Annotated in this window: 17 protein-coding genes and 1 pseudogene; 7 read left to right on the top strand and 11 right to left on the bottom strand. The window is 62.8% G+C overall.

Annotation, left to right across the window (positions count from 1 at the left end):
* Nucleotides 1–12 precede the first annotated feature (12 nt).
* Complete coding sequence (locus tag AC58X1_RS07300; RefSeq protein ID WP_188036425.1) at nt 13–816, bottom strand: MOSC domain-containing protein; 804 nt, start codon at nt 814–816, stop codon at nt 13–15.
* Between the two features lie 63 nt (nt 817–879).
* The gene (locus AC58X1_RS07305; RefSeq protein WP_101321223.1) at nt 880–1,815 is read right to left on the bottom strand and encodes a chemotaxis protein CheV; all 936 of its coding nucleotides are present in this window, start codon (nt 1,813–1,815) and stop codon (nt 880–882) included.
* A 344-nt stretch (nt 1,816–2,159) separates the two neighbouring features.
* Here AC58X1_RS07305 and AC58X1_RS07310 point away from each other — a divergent pair, with 344 nt between their 5' ends.
* From AC58X1_RS07310 to AC58X1_RS07320, 3 genes are all read left to right on the top strand, one after another.
* Nucleotides 2,160–2,600 carry a histidine kinase gene (locus tag AC58X1_RS07310; RefSeq protein WP_259072443.1) on the top strand — a complete coding sequence of 147 codons (441 nt, stop codon included), beginning with the start codon at nt 2,160–2,162 and terminating at the stop codon, nt 2,598–2,600.
* A gap of 375 nt (nt 2,601–2,975) precedes the next feature.
* On the top strand, nt 2,976–3,872 hold the full coding sequence (locus AC58X1_RS07315; RefSeq protein WP_150570737.1) for a sensor histidine kinase: 897 nt from the start codon (nt 2,976–2,978) through the stop codon (nt 3,870–3,872).
* Nucleotides 3,862–4,521 carry a response regulator gene (locus AC58X1_RS07320; RefSeq protein ID WP_101321230.1) on the top strand — a complete coding sequence of 220 codons (660 nt, stop codon included), beginning with the start codon at nt 3,862–3,864 and terminating at the stop codon, nt 4,519–4,521. The genes AC58X1_RS07315 and AC58X1_RS07320 overlap by 11 nt, the downstream gene beginning before the upstream one ends.
* On the opposite strand, the gene yegS is transcribed toward AC58X1_RS07320, so the two are convergent.
* On the bottom strand, nt 4,505–5,392 hold the full coding sequence (yegS, locus tag AC58X1_RS07325; protein ID WP_497428577.1) for a lipid kinase YegS: 888 nt from the start codon (nt 5,390–5,392) through the stop codon (nt 4,505–4,507). The genes AC58X1_RS07320 and yegS overlap by 17 nt on opposite strands.
* A 291-nt stretch (nt 5,393–5,683) precedes the next feature.
* Here yegS and AC58X1_RS07330 point away from each other — a divergent pair, with 291 nt between their 5' ends.
* Entirely contained in the window at nt 5,684–7,141 is a 1,458-nt protein-coding gene (locus AC58X1_RS07330; protein WP_497428578.1) for a mannose-1-phosphate guanylyltransferase/mannose-6-phosphate isomerase, read from the top strand.
* A gap of 57 nt (nt 7,142–7,198) precedes the next feature.
* Nucleotides 7,199–8,446, top strand: a complete 1,248-nt coding sequence (locus tag AC58X1_RS07335) for a glycosyltransferase family 4 protein (protein ID WP_150570735.1) — start codon at nt 7,199–7,201, stop codon at nt 8,444–8,446.
* Here AC58X1_RS07335 and AC58X1_RS07340 read toward each other — a convergent pair.
* Both AC58X1_RS07340 and moaB read right to left on the bottom strand, forming a co-directional pair.
* The gene (locus tag AC58X1_RS07340) at nt 8,435–9,622 is read right to left on the bottom strand and encodes a molybdopterin molybdotransferase MoeA (protein WP_497428777.1); all 1,188 of its coding nucleotides are present in this window, start codon (nt 9,620–9,622) and stop codon (nt 8,435–8,437) included. The two genes, AC58X1_RS07335 and AC58X1_RS07340, sit on opposite strands and share 12 nt — an antisense overlap.
* 22 nt (nt 9,623–9,644) lie before the next feature.
* A complete protein-coding gene (moaB, locus tag AC58X1_RS07345; protein ID WP_497428579.1) occupies nt 9,645–10,184 on the bottom strand; it encodes a molybdenum cofactor biosynthesis protein B in 540 nt (179 codons plus the stop codon).
* A gap of 182 nt (nt 10,185–10,366) precedes the next feature.
* Between moaB and AC58X1_RS07350 the strand changes: the two genes are divergently transcribed.
* Nucleotides 10,367–10,588 carry a YgdI/YgdR family lipoprotein gene (locus AC58X1_RS07350; protein WP_150570734.1) on the top strand — a complete coding sequence of 74 codons (222 nt, stop codon included), beginning with the start codon at nt 10,367–10,369 and terminating at the stop codon, nt 10,586–10,588.
* Between the two features lie 164 nt (nt 10,589–10,752).
* Here the strand turns inward: AC58X1_RS07350 and AC58X1_RS07355 are convergent, their stop codons facing one another.
* The 3 genes and pseudogenes from AC58X1_RS07355 to AC58X1_RS07365 form a co-directional block, all read right to left on the bottom strand.
* Nucleotides 10,753–11,520, bottom strand: a complete 768-nt coding sequence (locus AC58X1_RS07355) for a methyl-accepting chemotaxis protein (RefSeq protein WP_375139929.1) — start codon at nt 11,518–11,520, stop codon at nt 10,753–10,755.
* Between the two features lie 165 nt (nt 11,521–11,685).
* Nucleotides 11,686–12,429, bottom strand: a pseudogene (locus AC58X1_RS07360) (methyl-accepting chemotaxis protein); the annotation flags it as partial.
* A 132-nt stretch (nt 12,430–12,561) separates the two neighbouring features.
* Complete coding sequence (locus tag AC58X1_RS07365) at nt 12,562–14,325, bottom strand: ABC transporter transmembrane domain-containing protein (protein ID WP_497428580.1); 1,764 nt, start codon at nt 14,323–14,325, stop codon at nt 12,562–12,564.
* 266 nt (nt 14,326–14,591) lie between these two features.
* Between AC58X1_RS07365 and AC58X1_RS07370 the strand changes: the two genes are divergently transcribed.
* Nucleotides 14,592–14,759 carry a PA1571 family protein gene (locus AC58X1_RS07370; protein ID WP_178080784.1) on the top strand — a complete coding sequence of 56 codons (168 nt, stop codon included), beginning with the start codon at nt 14,592–14,594 and terminating at the stop codon, nt 14,757–14,759.
* A gap of 95 nt (nt 14,760–14,854) precedes the next feature.
* Here the strand turns inward: AC58X1_RS07370 and pdxB are convergent, their stop codons facing one another.
* The 3 genes from pdxB to AC58X1_RS07385 form a co-directional block, all read right to left on the bottom strand.
* Nucleotides 14,855–15,997 (bottom strand): 4-phosphoerythronate dehydrogenase PdxB, encoded by a 1,143-nt coding sequence (pdxB, locus tag AC58X1_RS07375; protein ID WP_497428581.1) that lies wholly within the window; start codon nt 15,995–15,997, stop codon nt 14,855–14,857.
* A 60-nt stretch (nt 15,998–16,057) separates the two neighbouring features.
* The gene (gene tusA, locus AC58X1_RS07380; RefSeq protein ID WP_101321253.1) at nt 16,058–16,300 is read right to left on the bottom strand and encodes a sulfurtransferase TusA; all 243 of its coding nucleotides are present in this window, start codon (nt 16,298–16,300) and stop codon (nt 16,058–16,060) included.
* Nucleotides 16,301–16,375: 75 nt separating this feature from the next.
* Nucleotides 16,376–17,779, bottom strand: coding sequence for an aspartate aminotransferase family protein (locus AC58X1_RS07385; RefSeq protein ID WP_181087653.1), 1,404 nt, complete (start codon nt 17,777–17,779; stop codon nt 16,376–16,378).
* Nucleotides 17,780–17,856: the final 77 nt, after the last annotated feature.

Below are 17,856 nucleotides of genomic sequence, written 5' to 3' on the forward strand. Positions count from 1 at the left end.
TGAGCTGGCGGCTTACTCCAGCACTTCTACCGGCATGCCCACGGCAATCTCACCCGGCCCATCCACCGCCAGGTTCTGCCCGAACAGCACATCGCCGTCACGCTCACGAAATGTCTTCAGGGTGGCCAGCGGTTCGCGGTCAGCACTGCGCTCGCCCGTGTGCGGGTCAAGGGTAGTGAATATGCAACGAACGCTCGGTTTGAGGATGCGATAAGTCAGCGCACCGATGCGGATCCGCTTCCAGCCGTCTTCGGCAAACGCTGCGCTGCCCTGCACCACCAGATTGGGCCTGAAACGCAGCATCTCCATCGCCCGGCCAACCCGCCGGCTCAGCTCATCCAGTGATCCCTGGCCGATCAGCAGCAACGGAAAGCCATCCGGAAACGCCGCACGGTCGCTGTTCAAGCCATAGCCGCTGGGCAGGTAACGCGCGCGCGGCTCGGGGCAATACACCAGCCGCACCGGCTTGCCGAGCAGTTGGCTCAACCACAGCGCAGCAGCGTCGCCTGCGTCTGGCACGCGCAAGGTGTCGCGCCAGATGGTCACACCGCGCAAGTCTTCGTCGTCCGCCGGCACGGCGACCAGCAGCGGTGCCTGCCCTGGCGTCTCCAGCAGCAGATCACCACTGGCAGCGACCGTGGCACTGAGCTGACTCAGCAGTGGCCAGGCGCGCTGGGTCAGGAAGCGTCCGTTGCCCTCCTCTACCACCAGCCAGCGGCGGTCGCCTTCCAGGCCGAGCAGACCTACCGGCGAGGCCTGCAGGCTTTGCGCCCGACACGACTTCACCGGATACCGATACAACTCACTTACAAACATCCCTGCCCGCCTCATGCCAGTGCAAAAACGCCTAGCTTATACCCAGCAGGACGCGTGCAGGTATCAGGCCGGCGCGTGATCAAGCATCAGGCGCTGCCGCACCACCTCTACCAGACGGTCTGGCTGGAATTTGGACAGGAAGTTGTCACAGCCGACTTTTTTCACCATCGACTCGTTGAAGCTACCCGACAACGAGGTATGCAGCACTACGTACAGGCCACGCAGACGCGGATCGCTACGGATCTCGGTGGTCAGGCGGTAGCCGTCCATTTCCGGCATTTCGGCGTCGGTGAAAATCATCAGCAGTTTTTCACACAGGTCTTCACCGGCATCTGCCCAGGCCTTGAGCATGCGCAAGGCCTTCAGGCCATCGCTGGCCACATGCAGTTTTACGCCCAGTTGCGACAAGGTATCGCGCAACTGCGCCAAGGCCACGGTGGAATCGTCGACCAGCAATATCTCGCGGCCGCGCGCCTTGGCCAGTACCGGATCGGCAAGCTTGTCGCCGGACACCTTGGCGTTGTACGGCACGATCTCGGCCAGCACCTTCTCGACGTCGATGATCTCGACCAACTGTTCTTCGACCTTGGTGATCGCCGTCAAATAATGCTGGCGACCGGCACTGGTCGGCGGCGGCATGATGGCTTCCCAGTTCATGTTGACGATGCGATCGACACCGCCGACCAGAAACGCCTGCACCGAGCGGTTGTATTCGGTGACGATGATGGTGCTGTCCGGGCCTGGTTGCAGCGGGCGCATGCCAATCGCCTGGGACAGGTCAATCACCGGCAAGGTCTGCCCGCGCAGGTTGACCACCCCACACACATAAGCATGACGCTGCGGCATCAAGGTCAACTTGGGCAGTTGCAGCACTTCCTGCACCTTGAACACGTTGATGGCGAACAACTGACGGCCCGCCAGACGGAACATCAGGATTTCCAGGCGGTTCTCACCTACCAGTTGCGTACGTTGGTCTACAGTGTCGAGAATGCCAGCCATTGGAAGCCCCCAGGCGCGTATCGGGAAAATGTAATCATCTGCTCTGTATCGGCGGGTAAACCGGCAGCTTGACCCTCGTCAGCAAATCCAGACCAGGCGATTGATATCACTTTACCATCATGCTTTACTGCTTCGACACTTTCAGCAACACCTGTTAGGGCGGCGTAACCAGCAACGCCCCTCAGGGTTTCCCCTATGCCGCAATCAGGCCTAACCTGATGTTCGCGATATCCATTAGCCATTAATGTGACGCCATTCTCATTGCATGAATGGAGTCAGGCTTTTGCTAGCAATCGTTTCGGTGTTGCCCAGCCCGCTCCAGCCCACCGTGCTGGAGGCTCAGGATGGATAGCTGCGTGCCGCCCGGCGCCGAGCTGCCGGAATTCCTGCGGGATGCACAGCGCTTGTTGAGCCAGGCGCAGGAGTGCCTGCTACACCTGCAACTGATCGACAATGATCCAGATGCCTGCCGGTGCCTCAACGACACCCTCACCAAGCTGGCCAAGCGCGCCGAGCAACTGGGCCTTGACGAGGTCGCCCACTACAGCTCCGCCCTGCACCATCTGCTCGCACCTGCCTGCGGCCAGCGACACCTGCATAGCACAGCACTGCCGGCAGTCGAAGCCTGCCTCAACCTGCTGGACTGGCAACTGGAGCTGGTCGATGCCCAAACCGGACAACTGAACCTGGACCGCAGCGAGCAGGCAGTGCTTCTGGATGATCTGGCCAGCGCCCTGCAAGGGTCAGCCAGGTCGCCATCGGAATCACCGCCAAACGTACAGTAAGTTCGGCATTCGTCTGCAACTAAGTCAATCAAGCTGTATTTATCAGCCAGACACTTGGCAAGTTCCGACTGGCCGCTTGAGTAATAGTCGTTAGTTGCAGTGCTCGATTATGCACGCACTCGCCAATGCTGGCTTTTTGATAGTTATGCCAGACCCGGCCAGATAGTTTTGAGCCCGTGAATACGGCGGTTTGAGACCCCTGAGCAAGGCGACCAAACACAACTTAAGTGATACCATGCGCGCCAATGAATGCAGCCCATGCAGATAGCCGTCAATTGAACAGATGCTTTTAATTGATTGTGAGCAGGACGCCAAAGCCGCTGACTAGACACGTGCAAGGCCTCCAATAGCATTAACTCAGTGGCTTTCCAATTTATGTTCCCACGTTTGAATCTTACCCCGCGCCACTGCTCTCGCAGCGCCGTGGCGCGCTGGACGACCGCAGCGCTATGCGTGGCATCACTGAGCGCTAACGTGGCACTGCACGTAAAAGCCTTGCCGATGCCGATCGGCCTGATCCTGCTGCAGATGGCGGCCCTGCTTGGCGCCGCCTGGCAATGGCACCAGTGGGCCCGCTCGATCAGCCTGCGCCCCGCAGAACTGGCCGAGCGCATGCTCAAGGTCCAGGAGAACGAACGCCAGCGTCTGAGCCGTGAATTGCATGATGATATCGGCCAATTGCTCACAGCAGCGAAGCTGCAGTTGGACTGGCTCCAGCGGCGCCTGCCAAGTGAGCTGCTGAGCCATGCCAGCAGCTTGCGCAGCACCCTGGATGAGGCCTTGAACAGCGTGCGTGATGTTGCCGCCCTGCTTAATCCGCGCCAGCTGGCAAGCCTCGGCTTGGAAGCCAGCCTGCGCGAGCACCTGCTGCGCACGCTGAACGATAGCGAGGTGCAGTGGAGCCTGGAGTGCAAACAGCGCCTGACCGGGATCAACGATGACATCAGCATGGCTGCGTTTCGCATCACCCAGGAGGCTGTCACCAACATGCTGCGCCACGCCAGCGCGCGCAATCTGCGGGTGCAGTTGCAGCGCACCGCTGCGGGGCTGGCCTTGACCATCGAGGATGACGGCTGCGGATTCATCCCCAACAGCGATCCGGCTGCGGCCGGTCAGCGCGGTATGGCCGGCATGCATGAACGCGCCCGCGCGTTGCACGGTAGCCTGAGCGTGTACAGCCAACCGGGACGGGGCGCCCGCATCGAGGCCATGCTGCCGTGGCCAGCCCGCACTCAAGAACGCGCCAGGACCTTTGCCAGCCATGACCTGTAGATTACTTCTGGTCGATGACCATTCGCTCATTCGCGCGGGGGTGCGCGCGCTCGTGGCGGACATCGCTGGCTATACGGTGGTTGGTGAAGCGGATGACGGCGGCCAGCTCAACGCGCTTGTCGAACAGCTGCAGCCGGACATCGTCCTGCTGGATATCTCCATGCGCTCTACCAGCGGCCTTGACGCCTTGACCCAACTGCGTGCCAGCGGTCATCCCTGCAAAGTACTGATTCTGTCGATGCACACTGATCCGGAGCTGATCATGCGTGCGCTCGAATGCGGTGCGCATGGCTACTTGCTCAAGGACACCAGCGCTGTTGAACTGGAGCAGGCGCTGAGCGCCTTGCGTGGGGATGAACGCTATCTCAGCCCAGCGATCGCTCACACCGTGATCAACCAGGCCTTGCTGCGCGCGCAGAACAGCCGCCAAAGCATCAACGACCGACTTAACCTCACTGCACGCCAGCTGGAAATCCTGCGCTTGATCGTACGCGGCAAATCAACTCGGGAAATAGCCGGCGGCCTGGGCCTGTCGATCAAGACCGTGGAGACCCATCGCTCCCAGATCATGAAGCGCCTGCAGATCTACGACGTCGCAGGCCTGGTGCTGTTTGCCGTGCGCGAGAAGATCATCAGCCTGGACGACTGAGCAACGGCGAATCGGCTGGCAGGTGCACACGCAGTGCTGCCGGGACGGCTTCGAAGCGCAGACTTTCGCCGTGCATCGGCTCACCATCCAGGTTGATATCCAACCCCTGCGCACTTTTTATTTCGACCCACGGCAGGCGCGCGCGCACGTACAAGCCCTCACCACCGATCAGCTCTTTCAGCGCACCGACCACCTCCTGCGGTGCGGGCAAGATGCCGATATCGAGCAGGCCGTCGTCAGCCAGCGCCTCGGGGCACAGCTCATGCCCACCTCCGGCCTGGCGGCCATTGCCGATACCCAACGCCAGCACATCGCCTTGCCAGTGAAAATCCGGCCCGGTCAGCTCGACTGCAGCGGCCTGCAGCTCACTGAAGCGCGACAGCCCGGTAAACAAGTAGGCCGCTGCGCCCAGGACTTTCTTGAGGTCCTCGGAAGTGTTGGCCGTGACCTGGCTGCCGAAGCCGCCAGTAGCCATGTTCAGAAACAACTGATCACCGGCCCGCCCCAGGTCGATGGCGCGTGCGGGCTGGTCCAGCAAGGCCAGCGCCTGGGCTGGCTCCAGCGGTATTCCGGCCGCTTTGGCGAAGTCATTGGCAGTGCCCAGTGGCAGCAGCACCAGGCTGGCCTGTGTCGCGGCCAGGCCCATGGCTTCGGCGATATCGCGAAGGGTGCCATCACCACCACCGGCGATGATGTGGCTGTACCCTGCTGCCAGGGCTTCAGTGACCAGCCGCTGGGCGTCGCCGCCCTCCCAGGTCAAGCGCACATCCAGCTGCCAGCCTTGCTCGCGCATGGTGCCCACAGCGGTTCTGACATCCTCGTTCATGGCTTGCTTGCCATGCAGCACCAACATCGCCTTGCGCTCGCTCATCCGTTCCACTCCGCAAAAATACCTATCCCAATCTCGACCATGGCCGAGGGCAAATTGCTGCATACAAAGAGCGCTTGCGTCAGAAAATAAGCGGGTTTAACACAAATGCCATTGAAAGCCGGCGCGAGCAAGCGCATCATCGACAAATAATTGGCCATCACGGAGGATGCCGCTAATAAATGTCGGTTTTTTGACTTATTGCCTCGCCGTACATCTGACAGATCGCCTGAGTTTATGGCGAAGTCCCTTTGATCGCGCTGCCCTCAGCGCCCCCGCTTCGAGGCTGTGATAATGAGCGTTCTGATCCCTTGCATCATTGCTGGCGGTGCCGGCACCCGATTGTGGCCGGTTTCCCGTGAAGCCATGCCCAAACCGTTCATGCGCCTGGCCGATGGTGAAAGCCTGCTGCAGAAGACCTTCGTGCGTGCCAGCGCCCTGCCGGGTGTCGAGCGCGTGCTGACAGTGACCAACCGCGACGTGCTGTTCCGCACCCAGGATGAATACAACCGGGTCAACAGCTTCAATGTCGCGCTGGACTTCATTCTCGAGCCATGTGGCCGCAACACTGCGCCGGCCATCGCTGCCGCCGCGCTGCACTGCGCCAAGCAGTATGGTGAGGATAGTCTGCTGCTGATCTTGCCGGCAGATCATTTGATCGAAGACATCCAAGCCTTCGAACAAGCGGTCGCCCAAGCGGCCCAGCTCGCCCATGACGGCTGGTTGAGCACCTTCGGCTTGCTGCCCAGCCGTGCTGAAACCGGCTTTGGCTATATCGAGCAAGGCGAGACATTGGGTGAGCGCGCGTACAAGGTCGCACGCTTTGTCGAAAAACCGGACGCCGCGACCGCTCAGGCCTACCTGGACGGCGGCCGCCACCTGTGGAACGCCGGCATGTTCTGCCTGCGCGTCGACGCCGTGCTGCGCGAGTTGCAGACCCACGCGCCCGAGGTGCTGGAAACCGTCGCCCATTGCCTTGAGCAGAGCGTCAGCAAACAAGGTGAGCGTGCCCTTCAGGTAGAACTGGACCCGGACACGTTCGTTCTGGCGCCGGACATCTCCATCGACTACGCGTTGATGGAGCGCTCCAGCCAGGTTGCAGTGGTACCGTGCGAGCTGGGCTGGAGCGATATCGGCAGCTGGGAAGCAGTGCGCGAACTGCGCCAGACCGACGCTCAGGGCAACTACGCCAATGGCGAGACCGTACTGCATGATGTGAGCAACTGCTACATCGACTCGCCGCGGCGTCTGGTCGGCGGCGTGGGCCTGGACAACCTGATCATCATCGACACCCCCGATGCGCTGCTGATCGCCGATGCGGCGCGCAGCCAGGAAGTCAAGATCATCGCCCAGCAGCTCAAGCGCCAGGGCCACGAAGCCTATCGCCTGCACCGGACCGTGACCCGGCCATGGGGCACCTACACCATCCTCGAGGAAGGTGCGCGGTTCAAGATCAAGCGGATCATGGTCCGCCCCGGCGAATCGCTGTCGCTGCAAATGCACCATCACCGCAGCGAGCACTGGATCATCGTCAGTGGCATGGCCTGCGTGACCAACGGTGACGAAGAGTTCCTGCTCGACACCAACGAGTCGACCTTCATCAAGCCAGGCCGTACCCACCGCCTGACCAACCCGGGGGTGATCGATCTGGTGATGATCGAGGTGCAGAGCGGCGAGTATCTGGGCGAAGACGACATCGTGCGCTTTACTGATATCTACGGACGCGTCCCGGAAGAAGCCGCCATCGGCTGAACCTGTGCGGGCGTGCCTTGCCATCCATGACCCAACCGTCAGCGAGGATTTGGGGCGATGCGCATACTTTGGACTTTGCCCTACCTGCCCTGGCCAACCACCAGTGGCAGCAAGACCCGGCAATACCACCTGCTGCGCGAACTGGCGCAGCGTGGTCACCGGATTACCTTGCTGGTGCAGTCCAAGGTGCCCCTCGGCGACGCCGCCCGCACTGCCCTTGAACCCCTGCTCGAGCGCCTGATCGTGCTGCCCAGGCGCGCGTTGCACAGCCCACTCAACCTGCTTGCTTCGCCGATCATCGATTACCCCATGCGGGCGATCATCCATGGCCTGGCTCCTGCCCTGCGTCATCAGTTCGAACAACTGCTGGACGAGCCCTGGGATGTTATCCAGATCGAGCACAGCTATAGCTTTCAGCCCTTCGAAAAAGCTCTGCAGGCCCGCGGCTTGCCCTACATGCTCAGCGAACACACGCTGGAGTCGGTGATGGGTGCGGCCTGTCACGACCGCCTGCCGCTGTGGCTCAGGCCTCTGAACGCATTCGACCGTTGGCGCTACCGGCGCTGGGAGCAGCGGGTGCTGCGCCAGCCCTCGGAGGTGGTCGCGGTGAGCCCGCATGATGCCGAGTTGATCAGCCAGATCAGCGGCCGGCCGGTCAATGTAGTGGTCAACGGCGTTGATTGCGACTACTTCGAACAGGTGCGCCCCGCCGCGCACAGTCAGCGCCTGCTGTTTGTCGGCAATTTCGAGTATGGCGCCAACCTCGAGGCTATCGAGTGGGCGCTGGAAGAAATCCTGCCGCAGGTGTGGCTGAGCAACCCCGCCGTGCGCCTGGCGATTGCCGGGCATGCCCTGCCAGCGAGCTGGAAGCTGCACTGGAACGACCCGCGTATCGAATGGATCGGCTACCGCCCCGACCTGCGCGAACTGCAGCGCCGCTCCGCGCTGTTTTTTGCCCCGCTACGGTATGCCGGCGGCTCCAAAGTGAAGATTCTCGAAGCCATGGCAGCCGGCCTGCCGGTGATCACTACCAGCAAGGGTGTGTCGGGACTGGCGGTCAACAACGGCGAGCATTACCTGGGCAGCGATGACAGCGGCCAGTTGGCGTTGCAGATCACCCAGTTGCTCAACCAGCCGTGGCGGATGTGTCAGCTGGGCGAAAGCGGCCGCCAGTTCACCCGCCAGCGGCATGACTGGAGCGTCGTCGCGCAGCAGCTGGAGAGCGTGCACACGCGCTTGACCCAGACGCTGCCAAGCACCGCCCCAGCGCCAGCGGCGGTGATTCTGAGGCGCTCAGCCAAGTAGTTCGCTGAGGGGGATGAAACTGACGTTGTCGCCCTGTTGCGGGGTGCTGCCTTCGCGCACTTCGACCAGACCTTCAGCCCACGCCGCGCTGCGCAGCACACCCGAACTCTGGTTCTGGTAAATGCGCACGCGGCCGTCTTCGATACGGGCGCGCAGGTACTCGCGGCGCGTCCCGGCCTTGGGCCAATCGAAGCCGGCTGGCACGCTGAACTGCAGCGGCGTGACATTTGCCACGCCCTGGCGACGCAATAGATAAGGTCGCGTCAGCAGGCCAAAGGTGACCAGGGTCGAGGCCGGGTTGCCAGGCAAGCCGATCACCGGCACACCGCGATAATGGCCAAAGGTCAGCGGTTTGCCGGGCTTGATCGCCAGCTTCCACAGCGCCAGCTCACCGGCTTCACGCAGGGCGATACCGAGATAATCAGCCTCGCCTACCGAAACCCCGCCCGTCGAAAGAATCAGGTCGACGTCAGCCAACCGCGCCAGGCAGTCGCGGGTCAGTTGCAGGTCGTCAGCCAGGATACCGGCATCGACCACTTCGCAGCCCAGACGTTGCAGCCAACTGGCGAGCAGGCGACGATTACTGTTGTAGATCTGCCCCGGCCCCAGGGGCAAACCCGGCTCGACCAGTTCGTCACCGGTCGACAGCAGCGCCACGCGCACCTTGCGCACCACTTCGAGGCGCGCATGCCCAAGCGTCGCCGCCAGGCCAAGTTCAATCGGCCCAAGCCGAGTGCCAGCGCTCATGACCTGCTCGCCAACGCGGGTTTCCTGGCCCTGCGGACGAACATTCTGGCCCACCCGCAACGGCTCGCTGAAGGTTACCCGGCCGTCATCCAGCACTTGGGCGTTTTCCTGCATTTCGACACAGTCGGCGCCCTCAGGTAGCGGCGCGCCGGTGAAAATCCGCGCGCAGGTCCCGGCCTGGAGCGGCTGCGGCGCATGCCCGGCAAAGATCCGCTGGCTGACCGCCAGCGGCTCGCCGTGCCAATCGGTCAGGCGCAGGGCGTAGCCATCCATGGCGCTGTTCGGCCAGGGCGGCAGGTCCAGTGCGGCCACCAGCTCGGTGGCCAGCACGCGGCCTTCAGCGGCCGCCAAGGCAACCCACTCGGTGTCCTTGATTGGCGCAGCTTCGGCCAAGGCCAGCAGGCGTTGCAGGGCCTCTTCGACCGGCATCAATGGCCGGCTTGGGGCGGGTTCAACCACGGCTGTCACAGGCCGCTGCCTGCTTCAGATGAGGGACAAAGTTGCACGGGCGATGACGCGCGTCGAGCTGTTCGGCAAGAATGCCGTCCCAGCCGGTGCGCACGGCATTGGTCGAGCCCGGCAGGCAGCACACCAGCGTGCCATTGGCCAGACCAGCCAAGGCCCGGGACTGGACGGTCGAGGTGCCGATGTCGGCAAGCGATATCTGCCGGAACAATTCGCCAAAGCCATCGACCTGTTTATCCAGCAGGCAGGCGACCGCCTCGGGCGTGCTGTCACGGCCGGTGAAGCCGGTACCGCCGGTGATCAGCACCACCTGCACCTGGTCGTCGGCAATCCAAGTCGCAACCTGAGCGCGAATCCTGTACAGGTCATCCTTGAGCAGCACCCGCGCGGCCAATTGGTGACCAGCCTCGGTGAGACGGTCGACGAACACCTGGCCAGAGGTGTCGGTTTCAAAAGTGCGGGTATCGCTGACCGTGAGCACGGCAATGTTCAGCGGCACGAACGGGGTGTCTACCTTGGCTTTCATGGGGGCTCCAGCGCAGGGAAGGAAGAAGATGGCGCCTGTTATATCACAGCCCGCACAGCGCCGAACGCGACGCTTGTTCTCGGTCAATGTCAGCCTGCTGTGACTATGCTGCACTGGCTGAGGAACTTGCGCGGACACACCGCGTCATAAAACCATCAAGCACCATCGACAGGAGAAACACGATGATTCAACGGACCCTTCCCGCCTTTATTCTTGCACTTGGCCTCGGCGCCCTCGCCGGCTGTGCTTCGCCAACCGTGATCACCTTGAACGACGGCCGCGAAATTCAGGCGGTAGATACTCCAAGCTATGACGACGATTCCGGCTTCTATGAAATCGAGCAGCTTGACGGCAAGCGTACCCGCATCAATAAAGATCAGGTTCGTACTGTCAAAGAGCTCTGATCTGCGCTAATGCTAAATCGCTGGGGCCGCTACGCGACCCTTTCGCGACACAAGGCCGCTCCTACAGAGACCGCGCATTCAGGTAATACGCGGTCGGCGTAGGAGCGGCCTTGTGTCGCGAAAGGGCTGCGTAGCGGCCCCGGCAATTCTGAGTCGAACAAAGTTCACACCCCCAGCCGCGCCGTCACCTGCCCCAACTGCCCGGACAATCCATGCAAACGCTGCCCAGCCTGCTCGGTATGCTCGACCGCCTGCTGATTGGCCGTGGCGATGCGGGTGATTTCGATCAAGTTGCGCGAGATGTCCTCGGCCACGCTGGTCTGTTCCTCGGCTGCCGTTGCAATCTGCCGATTCATATCGCGAATCGCCTCGACCGCCTGGGTAATCCGCTGCAGCATCTGCCCCGCATGCTGGACTTGTTCGGCGCCCTCCTCGCTGCGCCGCTGGCCGCTCTCGATCGCCTTGACCGCCTCCACCGCTCCTGATTGCACCGCGTCGATGATCTGATTGATCTCGGCAATCGAAGCCGCCGTGCGCTGGGCCAGGCTGCGTACTTCATCGGCGACCACGGCAAATCCGCGCCCGGCCTCTCCGGCACGCGCCGCTTCAATCGCGGCATTGAGTGCCAGCAGGTTGGTCTGTTCGGCGATCCCGCGGATGACTTCAAGCACTTTGCCAATGCGCGTGCTGTCGTGCTCCAGGTCGCGAATCACTGCAGCGGTACCGGCAATCTCGCGGTTGACCCCGGCAATGGTCTCGATGGTTGCCTGCATCACCTGCTCGCCCGCCTGGGCACTGTGATCGGCATCGTCGGCAGCGTGGGCGGCCTGGGCAGCATGGCGCGCGACCTCCTGCGCAGTCGCCGACATTTCATGCATGGCCGTGGCCACCTGATCGGTGCGCTGGAACTGATCCTGGGTGCCCCGCGCCATGTCGCCGGCAAGGTTGCGCAACTGGCCACTGGCGCCTTCCAGTTCTTCGGCGTTGTCCTTGAGCCGGCCGATGGTCTCGGCAAGAAAATCACGCAAGGTATTTGCCGCACGCGCCAGGCGCCCGAGCTCATCTTTACGGCGATCATCAACGCGGGCGGCGAAACGTCCTTGGCTGAGCTGGGCCACGTAGTCGATCAACTGGCGGATTGGCTCGATCAGGCTGCGGTTGACCAGCCACAGGCTGAGCAACCCCACCAATATGGCTGAGCCGAGCATGACCAGCAGACCGATCCACACGGTACGCTGGGCGCTGTCATTGATGATCGCCGCACGCTCGCGGGCCTCACTGCGCAGTTGCTCGACCAGCGCGCTCATCTGCTCACTGGCGGCGCGGTCGACACCCTTGACCGCCGCATCGCCTGCCACCGGGTCACCGCCGGCGGCCAGAAACGCCTCACGCCCCTTGCTGTAGGCCTGGCCCAACTGGCGATGGCTGTCGCGCAGCTGGCGCAGTGGCGCCGTAAGCTCGCCATCGCTGTCTGCCAGCAACTGCGCCAGCAGGCTCTGCACCTGCTGCTCGCGGCTCTGAAACTGTTGCCAGTACTTGTCCAGCTCGGCCGGTTGGCGGCCGCGCAGCAGCACGTTCTTCCACTCCTGCACCTGGATCTTGAATTGCAGATTGGCCTCGTCGATCAACTGTGACGCGCGCAATGGGCCATCGACCAGCTCGGCATAGCTGCGCACGCTAGACGACAGGAACTGGAAGCAAACCAGCGCGATCAGCAGCATGGCGATCAGGCTGCCGCCCAGCAGAGAGAGAATTTGCACGCGAAGGGATGTACGCAACATGCGGGTCTCGAGAACAAGGAGAGAAGAAAACGGCGCTGCAGGCAGCACCACGACAGACATCCATGTCCTCGTTCGCAGGGCAAAAAAAAGCTGCCATCAGTCGATAGCAGCCAGGTCGAGCACTTACGCTGAGGCAGATAGTCTCAGGCCATTGCTACAGAAATGTGACAGATCAGCGACGTGCCTCCAATTTCAGCTCGAGGTGAACTGCAACTGCGCCAACCGCGCATACAGTGGGCTTTCTTCGATCAACTGGCGATGACTGCCCACCGCCACAATCTGGCCCTTGTCGATCACCGCGATGCGGTCAGCATGCTGCACGGTGGCCAAGCGGTGCGCGATTACCAGGGTAGTACGGCCCGCCATCAGCGTGGGCAGCGCCTGCTGGATCAGGTGCTCGCTCTGGGCGTCGAGGGCACTGGTGGCTTCGTCGAGCAACAGGATCGGCGCATCCACCAGCAGCGCCCGGGCAATCGCCAGGCGCTGGCGTTGACCACCGGACAAGCCGACCCCGCCTTCCCCAAGCAAGGTCTGATAACCCTGCGGCAGCTGCTGGATAAACTCCTCGGCATGCGCCCCGCGGGCCGCGGCCTGCACCTCGGCGAAGCTGGCATCGGGGCGGCCATAGCGAATATTGGCCTCAACCGAGCCGCGAAACAGCGCAGGGTTCTGCGCCACCATCGCGAACTGGCTACGCAACAACAGTGGGTCGAGACTGGTCAATGCCTGGCCATCGAGGAGGATGCTGCCTTGTTGCGGGTCATAGAAACGCAGCAACAGGTCAAACAACGTCGACTTGCCGGCGCCGGACGGACCAACCAGCGCCAAGGTCTGGCCCGGTTCGATCAGTAAGCTAAGGCCATCGAGCGCCGCCACGGTCGGCCGCGACGGGTAGGCAAAGCGCACCTCGCGCAGCTCGATGCGACCGCTGGCGCGCGGGTTGGCCAGGCCCGCGCTCAGCGCCGGCGGCAGGATCGTACTCTGCGCTGCCAGCAACTCGGCGATCCGCTCTGCCGCCCCAGCCGCGCGTTGTAGCTCGCCGATCACCTCGCTGAGGGTGCCAAACGCGCTGCCGACGATCAGGCTGTAGAACACGAATGCGGCCAGCTCGCCACCGGAGATACGCCCGGCGATCACGTCCATGCCGCCCACCCAGAGCATTACCCCGACAGCGCCGAGCACCAGCACGATGACCAGCGTGATCAGCCAGGCCCGCTGGGCAATCCGCTGCCGCGCCACATCAAAGGCCGCCTCGACCGTGTCGGCAAACCGTTCACGGTCGAGGTTTTGGTGGTTGTAAGCCTGCACGGTCTTGATCTGGCCGAGGGTCTCTGCGACATAACTGCCGACATCGGCGACCCGGTCCTGGCTCTGCCGCGACAGGCTACGCACCCGTCGGCCAAACAACAGGATCGGCGCCAGCACCAGCGGCAGTGCCAGCACGACGATGCTGGTGAGCTTGGGGTTGGTGATGAACAGCAACACCACGCCGCCAATCACCATCAAGGCGTTGCGCAGGAACATCGACAACGACGAGCCGATCACCGATTGCAACAAGGTGGTGTCAGCGGTCAGCCGCGACTGGATTTCCGAACTGCGGTTGTCCTCGAAAAAGCCCGGATGCAGGCCGACCAGGTGGTCGAACACGGCGCGGCGGATATCGGCCACGCAGCGCTCGCCGATCCACGACACGAGGTAGAAGCGACTGAACGTGCCGATCGCCAGTGCCAGCACCAGCAACATGAACAAGCCGAGGGTCTGGTTGAGCTGGTGCGCAGAACCGGTCATGAAGCCTTGATCGACCAGCAGGCGAATGCCCTGGCCCATCGACAACGTGATCGCAGCGGTGACGACCAGCGCCAGCAGTGCCAGTACCGCCTGCTTGCGGTAGGGACGCAGAAACCGCCAGCTAAGGCGCAAGGCGCGGCGCTGACGTGAGGAGACAGGTTCGGTCATGACTCAGATCATTCAGGCGAAGAAGCAGCAAGCCTACCATCCATCTGCACAGGCTGAACTTTGCAGCGGTTGTCAGGATCGCAGAAAAGGACATGCCATTGGCCAGCACAGCAGAGCACAGTAGCAATAGCTTATGGTTCTAAAGTGCTGGTGGAGCTTTGCCGAGCTTTCTGTTGGACTAGAGCAGTCGTGGCGGCACAGACAATGTCATACGCCAGTCACGACCCGTGGATAGGCTTGGTTTGAACCTGATGAGGAGACAGCACATGCAGCAGCACAGTGAAACGCACGCCAACCAGCAAGCGCAACCGCAGCCGATTTGCGGCTCGATCATCGACGACCAGGGCCGCGAAGTGGCAATTACCCCTGAGATGATCAAACAAGCGTGTGAAGAGCTGGAAAAAAGCCGAGTGGCGCTTGCCGAGAAGAATTGATTGGATCACAGCAGCGTGGCGCTCAGTTAGCTAGTTGAGCGCTGCGCGGGCTGGATTGGGGCCGCCAAGCGGCCCCTGCTTTACTACACTACTGGCTAAACCAGAACCGCCCCCAGCGCATTGATCATCTGCGCCAACTGCGCCGACTCGCCGCACACCTTCACTGCCAACCCTTCGATTTCCCTGCGCACGGGGTAATGCTTGCGCAGCAGGTCAAAGGTTGCTCGCTGTTCGATCGGATCCTCGCTCAAGCTACGGCGCATGTCGGCATCGTCGCGGCGCGGGTCGTAAACTGCTCGGCAGACCGTCGCCAAGGCCACGGCCGGATCACTGGCCGCATTCAGCTCTATCTGGACCAGGTCGCGTTCCGGCAGCAGATCGGCCAACTGCACAGGCGCCGGCACGCCGCGCCACTGGCAAAATGCCTGATAGATCTGCGCCGTACCGCGCTGCTTGCCGTCGAGGCTGTAACCGGCAATGTGCGGCGTCGCCAGCGTGCACAGGTCGGCCAGTTGCAGGTCAACCTGAGGTTCACCCTCCCACACATCCAGGACCGCGTGCAGATCGTCGCGCTGCAGCAGCAACTCACGCAGCGCCTGGTTATCCACCACCGGCCCGCGACTGGCGTTGATCAGACACGCGCCCGGGCGCAACCGCGCCAGTTGCGGGGCGCCGAGCAAGTGCCAGGTGGGGTGTTCGCCGTCGCGCTGCAGCGGAGTGTGCAGGCTGATCACATCACACTGCTCGAGCACGCGATCGAGGCTGACGAAATCGCCGCCTTCCGCCGCCTGTCGCAGTGGGTCACACACCAGTACTTTCCAGCCCAGGCCATGCAGCACCCGTACCAGACGCTCACCAACCTGCCCGGCACCGACCACGCCATAGACCCGCTCGGCGAGGTTTTCACCCTCGAGCTCGGCCAGGGTCAGCAGGCTGCCCAACACATAGTCGACCACGCCCCGGGCATTGCAGCCCGGGGCGCTGCTCCAGCGGATACCGGCCTCGGCGAAGTAGTCCAGATCCAGGTGATCGGTGCCGATGGTGCAGGTACCGACAAAGCCGACCTTGCTGCCTTGCAGCAGTTGCCGATTGACATCGGTTACCGAGCGCACCAGCAGCACGTCGGCATCTTGCACGCACTGAGCATCGATGCTGCGGCCAGGGTAGCGGCGGATCTCGCCGAATCCGGCAAAAAACGCGTCGAGCAGCGGGATGTTTTCGTCGGCAACTATCAGCATGGCGCTCTCCTGTCAGGGGCCCGCAGTGTAGGCCCTGCGCCGGGCGCGATCCAGCGCGGCTCAATCGGCCTTTTTGCGAATCCAATACAGATAAGTGCCAGCCTGTTCCTGCTGCTCAAGCAACTGATGGCCGAGGAAGGTGCAGAACTTGGGGATGTCACGCTGGGTCGACGGGTCGGTGGCGATGACCTTGAGCAGGCCGCCGGCAGCCAGTGCGCGCACCTGTTGATGCAGCATCATCACTGGCTCCGGGCAGTTCAGGCCGCTGGCGTCGAGGACGGCGTCGGGGGTGTAATCGGTCATGGGCTACTCCGTGAATGGCCGACCATTGTCGCTCAAGCCCGCCCCCAGAACCATCCTCGACGCCTTTTCGGCGAATTAGCCGCAGCTCCCCAGCGCAGCCTGCAAGGCCTCGGCAAAGCGCTGCGCGACCTCGTCGACCTGCTCGGCAGTGATGATCAGTGGAGGCAGGAAGCGCACCACTGCGCCATGCCGACCGCCGAGTTCGAGAATCAGACCGCGCTTGAGGCACTCGCGCTGCACCTTCGGCGCCAGCTCGCGGGCCACCGGCGGATGCCCGCGGGTGTCGAGTGGCCCATTCGGCTCGACCAGCTCGACGCCCAGCATCAGGCCACGCCCGCGGATATCGCCAAGCTGCGGGTAGCTGCGCTGCAACTGCTGCAGGTGGCCACGCAGACGTTGGCCCATGGCCTCGGCGTGGTCTGCCAGGCGATGCTCGAGCAAATAGTCGATGACTGCCGAGCCCGCCGCCATGGCCATCTGATTACCACGGAAGGTGCCGGCATGGGCGCCCGGTTTCCACGTGTCGAGCCAGTCGCGATAGACCACCACGGCCAACGGCAGGCTGCCGCCAATCGCCTTGGACAGGGTCACCACGTCCGGCACGATGCCGGCATGTTCAAAGGCAAACATCTTGCCGGTGCGGGCAAAGCCGCTCTGGATCTCGTCGACGATCAACGCCACACCAGCCTGCTCGGTGATGCGCCGCACGCCCTGCAGCCATTCGATATCGGCCGGGATCACGCCGCCCTCGCCCTGTATCACTTCGAGGATCACCGCTGCCGGCAGCGGCACGCCGCCCTCCGGGTCAAGCAGCAGATTCTCCAGATAATGCAGGTTGGCGCGCACGCCTGCGGCACCGCCGAGGCCAAACGGGCAACGGTAGTCATACGGATACGGCATGAACTGCACACCGTTGCCCAGCAACGCGCCCAGCGGTTGCTTGGGCCCGACGCTGCCCATCAAGCTCAGCGCCCCCTGCGACATGCCGTGGTAGGCACCCTGGAACGCCAGCACCGTGCTGCGACCGGTCGCCGTGCGCACCAGTTTCAGCGCAGCTTCCACCGCGTCGGTGCCGGTCGGGCCACAGAACTGGACCTTCGCCTCACGCCGCAAGGCTTCGGGCAGAATGGCAAACAGGTCCTGGACAAAGCGGTCCTTCACCGGTGTGGTCAGGTCGAGCGTATGCAGGGGCAGTTCATCGGCCAGCACACGCTGGATCGCCGCCACCACCACCGGGTGATTGTGGCCCAGCGCGAGGGTACCGGCCCCGGCCAGGCAGTCGATGAACTGCCGCCCTTCGACGTCCTCGACATAGATCCCGCGGGCGCGCTTGAGCGCCAGCGGAATCCGCCGCGGATAGCTGCGCGCATTGGACTCCTGCTGCTGCTGGCGCAGCAGCAACGGTGATTCGGCGAATTCATACAACGGCTGCGGCGTGGCAAGCGGCAGGATCTGGGCAAGGCTGGAAGCGGTCGACATTGAAGAGTCCCTTGCAAGCGAAAGGTGGCATCGCTTGAAATACGCTTCAGCCCGTCACGGATTTACAAACATTTTGC

Source organism: Pseudomonas sp. PGPR N4 (assembly GCF_059693665.1).

Bases quoted from the DNA above. Each gene is read 5' to 3' on its own strand.
- AC58X1_RS07385 (WP_181087653.1), bottom strand. From the start codon at position 17,779: ATGTCGACCGCTTCCAGCCTTGCCCAGATCCTGCCGCTTGCCACGCCG.
- AC58X1_RS07370 (WP_178080784.1), top strand. From the start codon at position 14,592: ATGCAGCAGCACAGTGAAACGCACGCCAACCAGCAAGCGCAACCGCAG.
- AC58X1_RS07310 (WP_259072443.1), top strand. From the start codon at position 2,160: ATGGATAGCTGCGTGCCGCCCGGCGCCGAGCTGCCGGAATTCCTGCGG.
- pdxB (WP_497428581.1), bottom strand. From the start codon at position 15,997: ATGCTGATAGTTGCCGACGAAAACATCCCGCTGCTCGACGCGTTTTTT.
- AC58X1_RS07315 (WP_150570737.1), top strand. From the start codon at position 2,976: ATGTTCCCACGTTTGAATCTTACCCCGCGCCACTGCTCTCGCAGCGCC.
- AC58X1_RS07340 (WP_497428777.1), bottom strand. From the start codon at position 9,622: ATGCCGGTCGAAGAGGCCCTGCAACGCCTGCTGGCCTTGGCCGAAGCT.
- moaB (WP_497428579.1), bottom strand. From the start codon at position 10,184: ATGAAAGCCAAGGTAGACACCCCGTTCGTGCCGCTGAACATTGCCGTG.
- tusA (WP_101321253.1), bottom strand. From the start codon at position 16,300: ATGACCGATTACACCCCCGACGCCGTCCTCGACGCCAGCGGCCTGAAC.
- AC58X1_RS07335 (WP_150570735.1), top strand. From the start codon at position 7,199: ATGCGCATACTTTGGACTTTGCCCTACCTGCCCTGGCCAACCACCAGT.
- AC58X1_RS07305 (WP_101321223.1), bottom strand. From the start codon at position 1,815: ATGGCTGGCATTCTCGACACTGTAGACCAACGTACGCAACTGGTAGGT.
- AC58X1_RS07330 (WP_497428578.1), top strand. From the start codon at position 5,684: ATGAGCGTTCTGATCCCTTGCATCATTGCTGGCGGTGCCGGCACCCGA.
- AC58X1_RS07365 (WP_497428580.1), bottom strand. From the start codon at position 14,325: ATGACCGAACCTGTCTCCTCACGTCAGCGCCGCGCCTTGCGCCTTAGC.
- AC58X1_RS07355 (WP_375139929.1), bottom strand. From the start codon at position 11,520: ATGGCGCGGGGCACCCAGGATCAGTTCCAGCGCACCGATCAGGTGGCC.
- yegS (WP_497428577.1), bottom strand. From the start codon at position 5,392: ATGAGCGAGCGCAAGGCGATGTTGGTGCTGCATGGCAAGCAAGCCATG.
- AC58X1_RS07300 (WP_188036425.1), bottom strand. From the start codon at position 816: ATGTTTGTAAGTGAGTTGTATCGGTATCCGGTGAAGTCGTGTCGGGCG.
- AC58X1_RS07320 (WP_101321230.1), top strand. From the start codon at position 3,862: ATGACCTGTAGATTACTTCTGGTCGATGACCATTCGCTCATTCGCGCG.
- AC58X1_RS07350 (WP_150570734.1), top strand. From the start codon at position 10,367: ATGATTCAACGGACCCTTCCCGCCTTTATTCTTGCACTTGGCCTCGGC.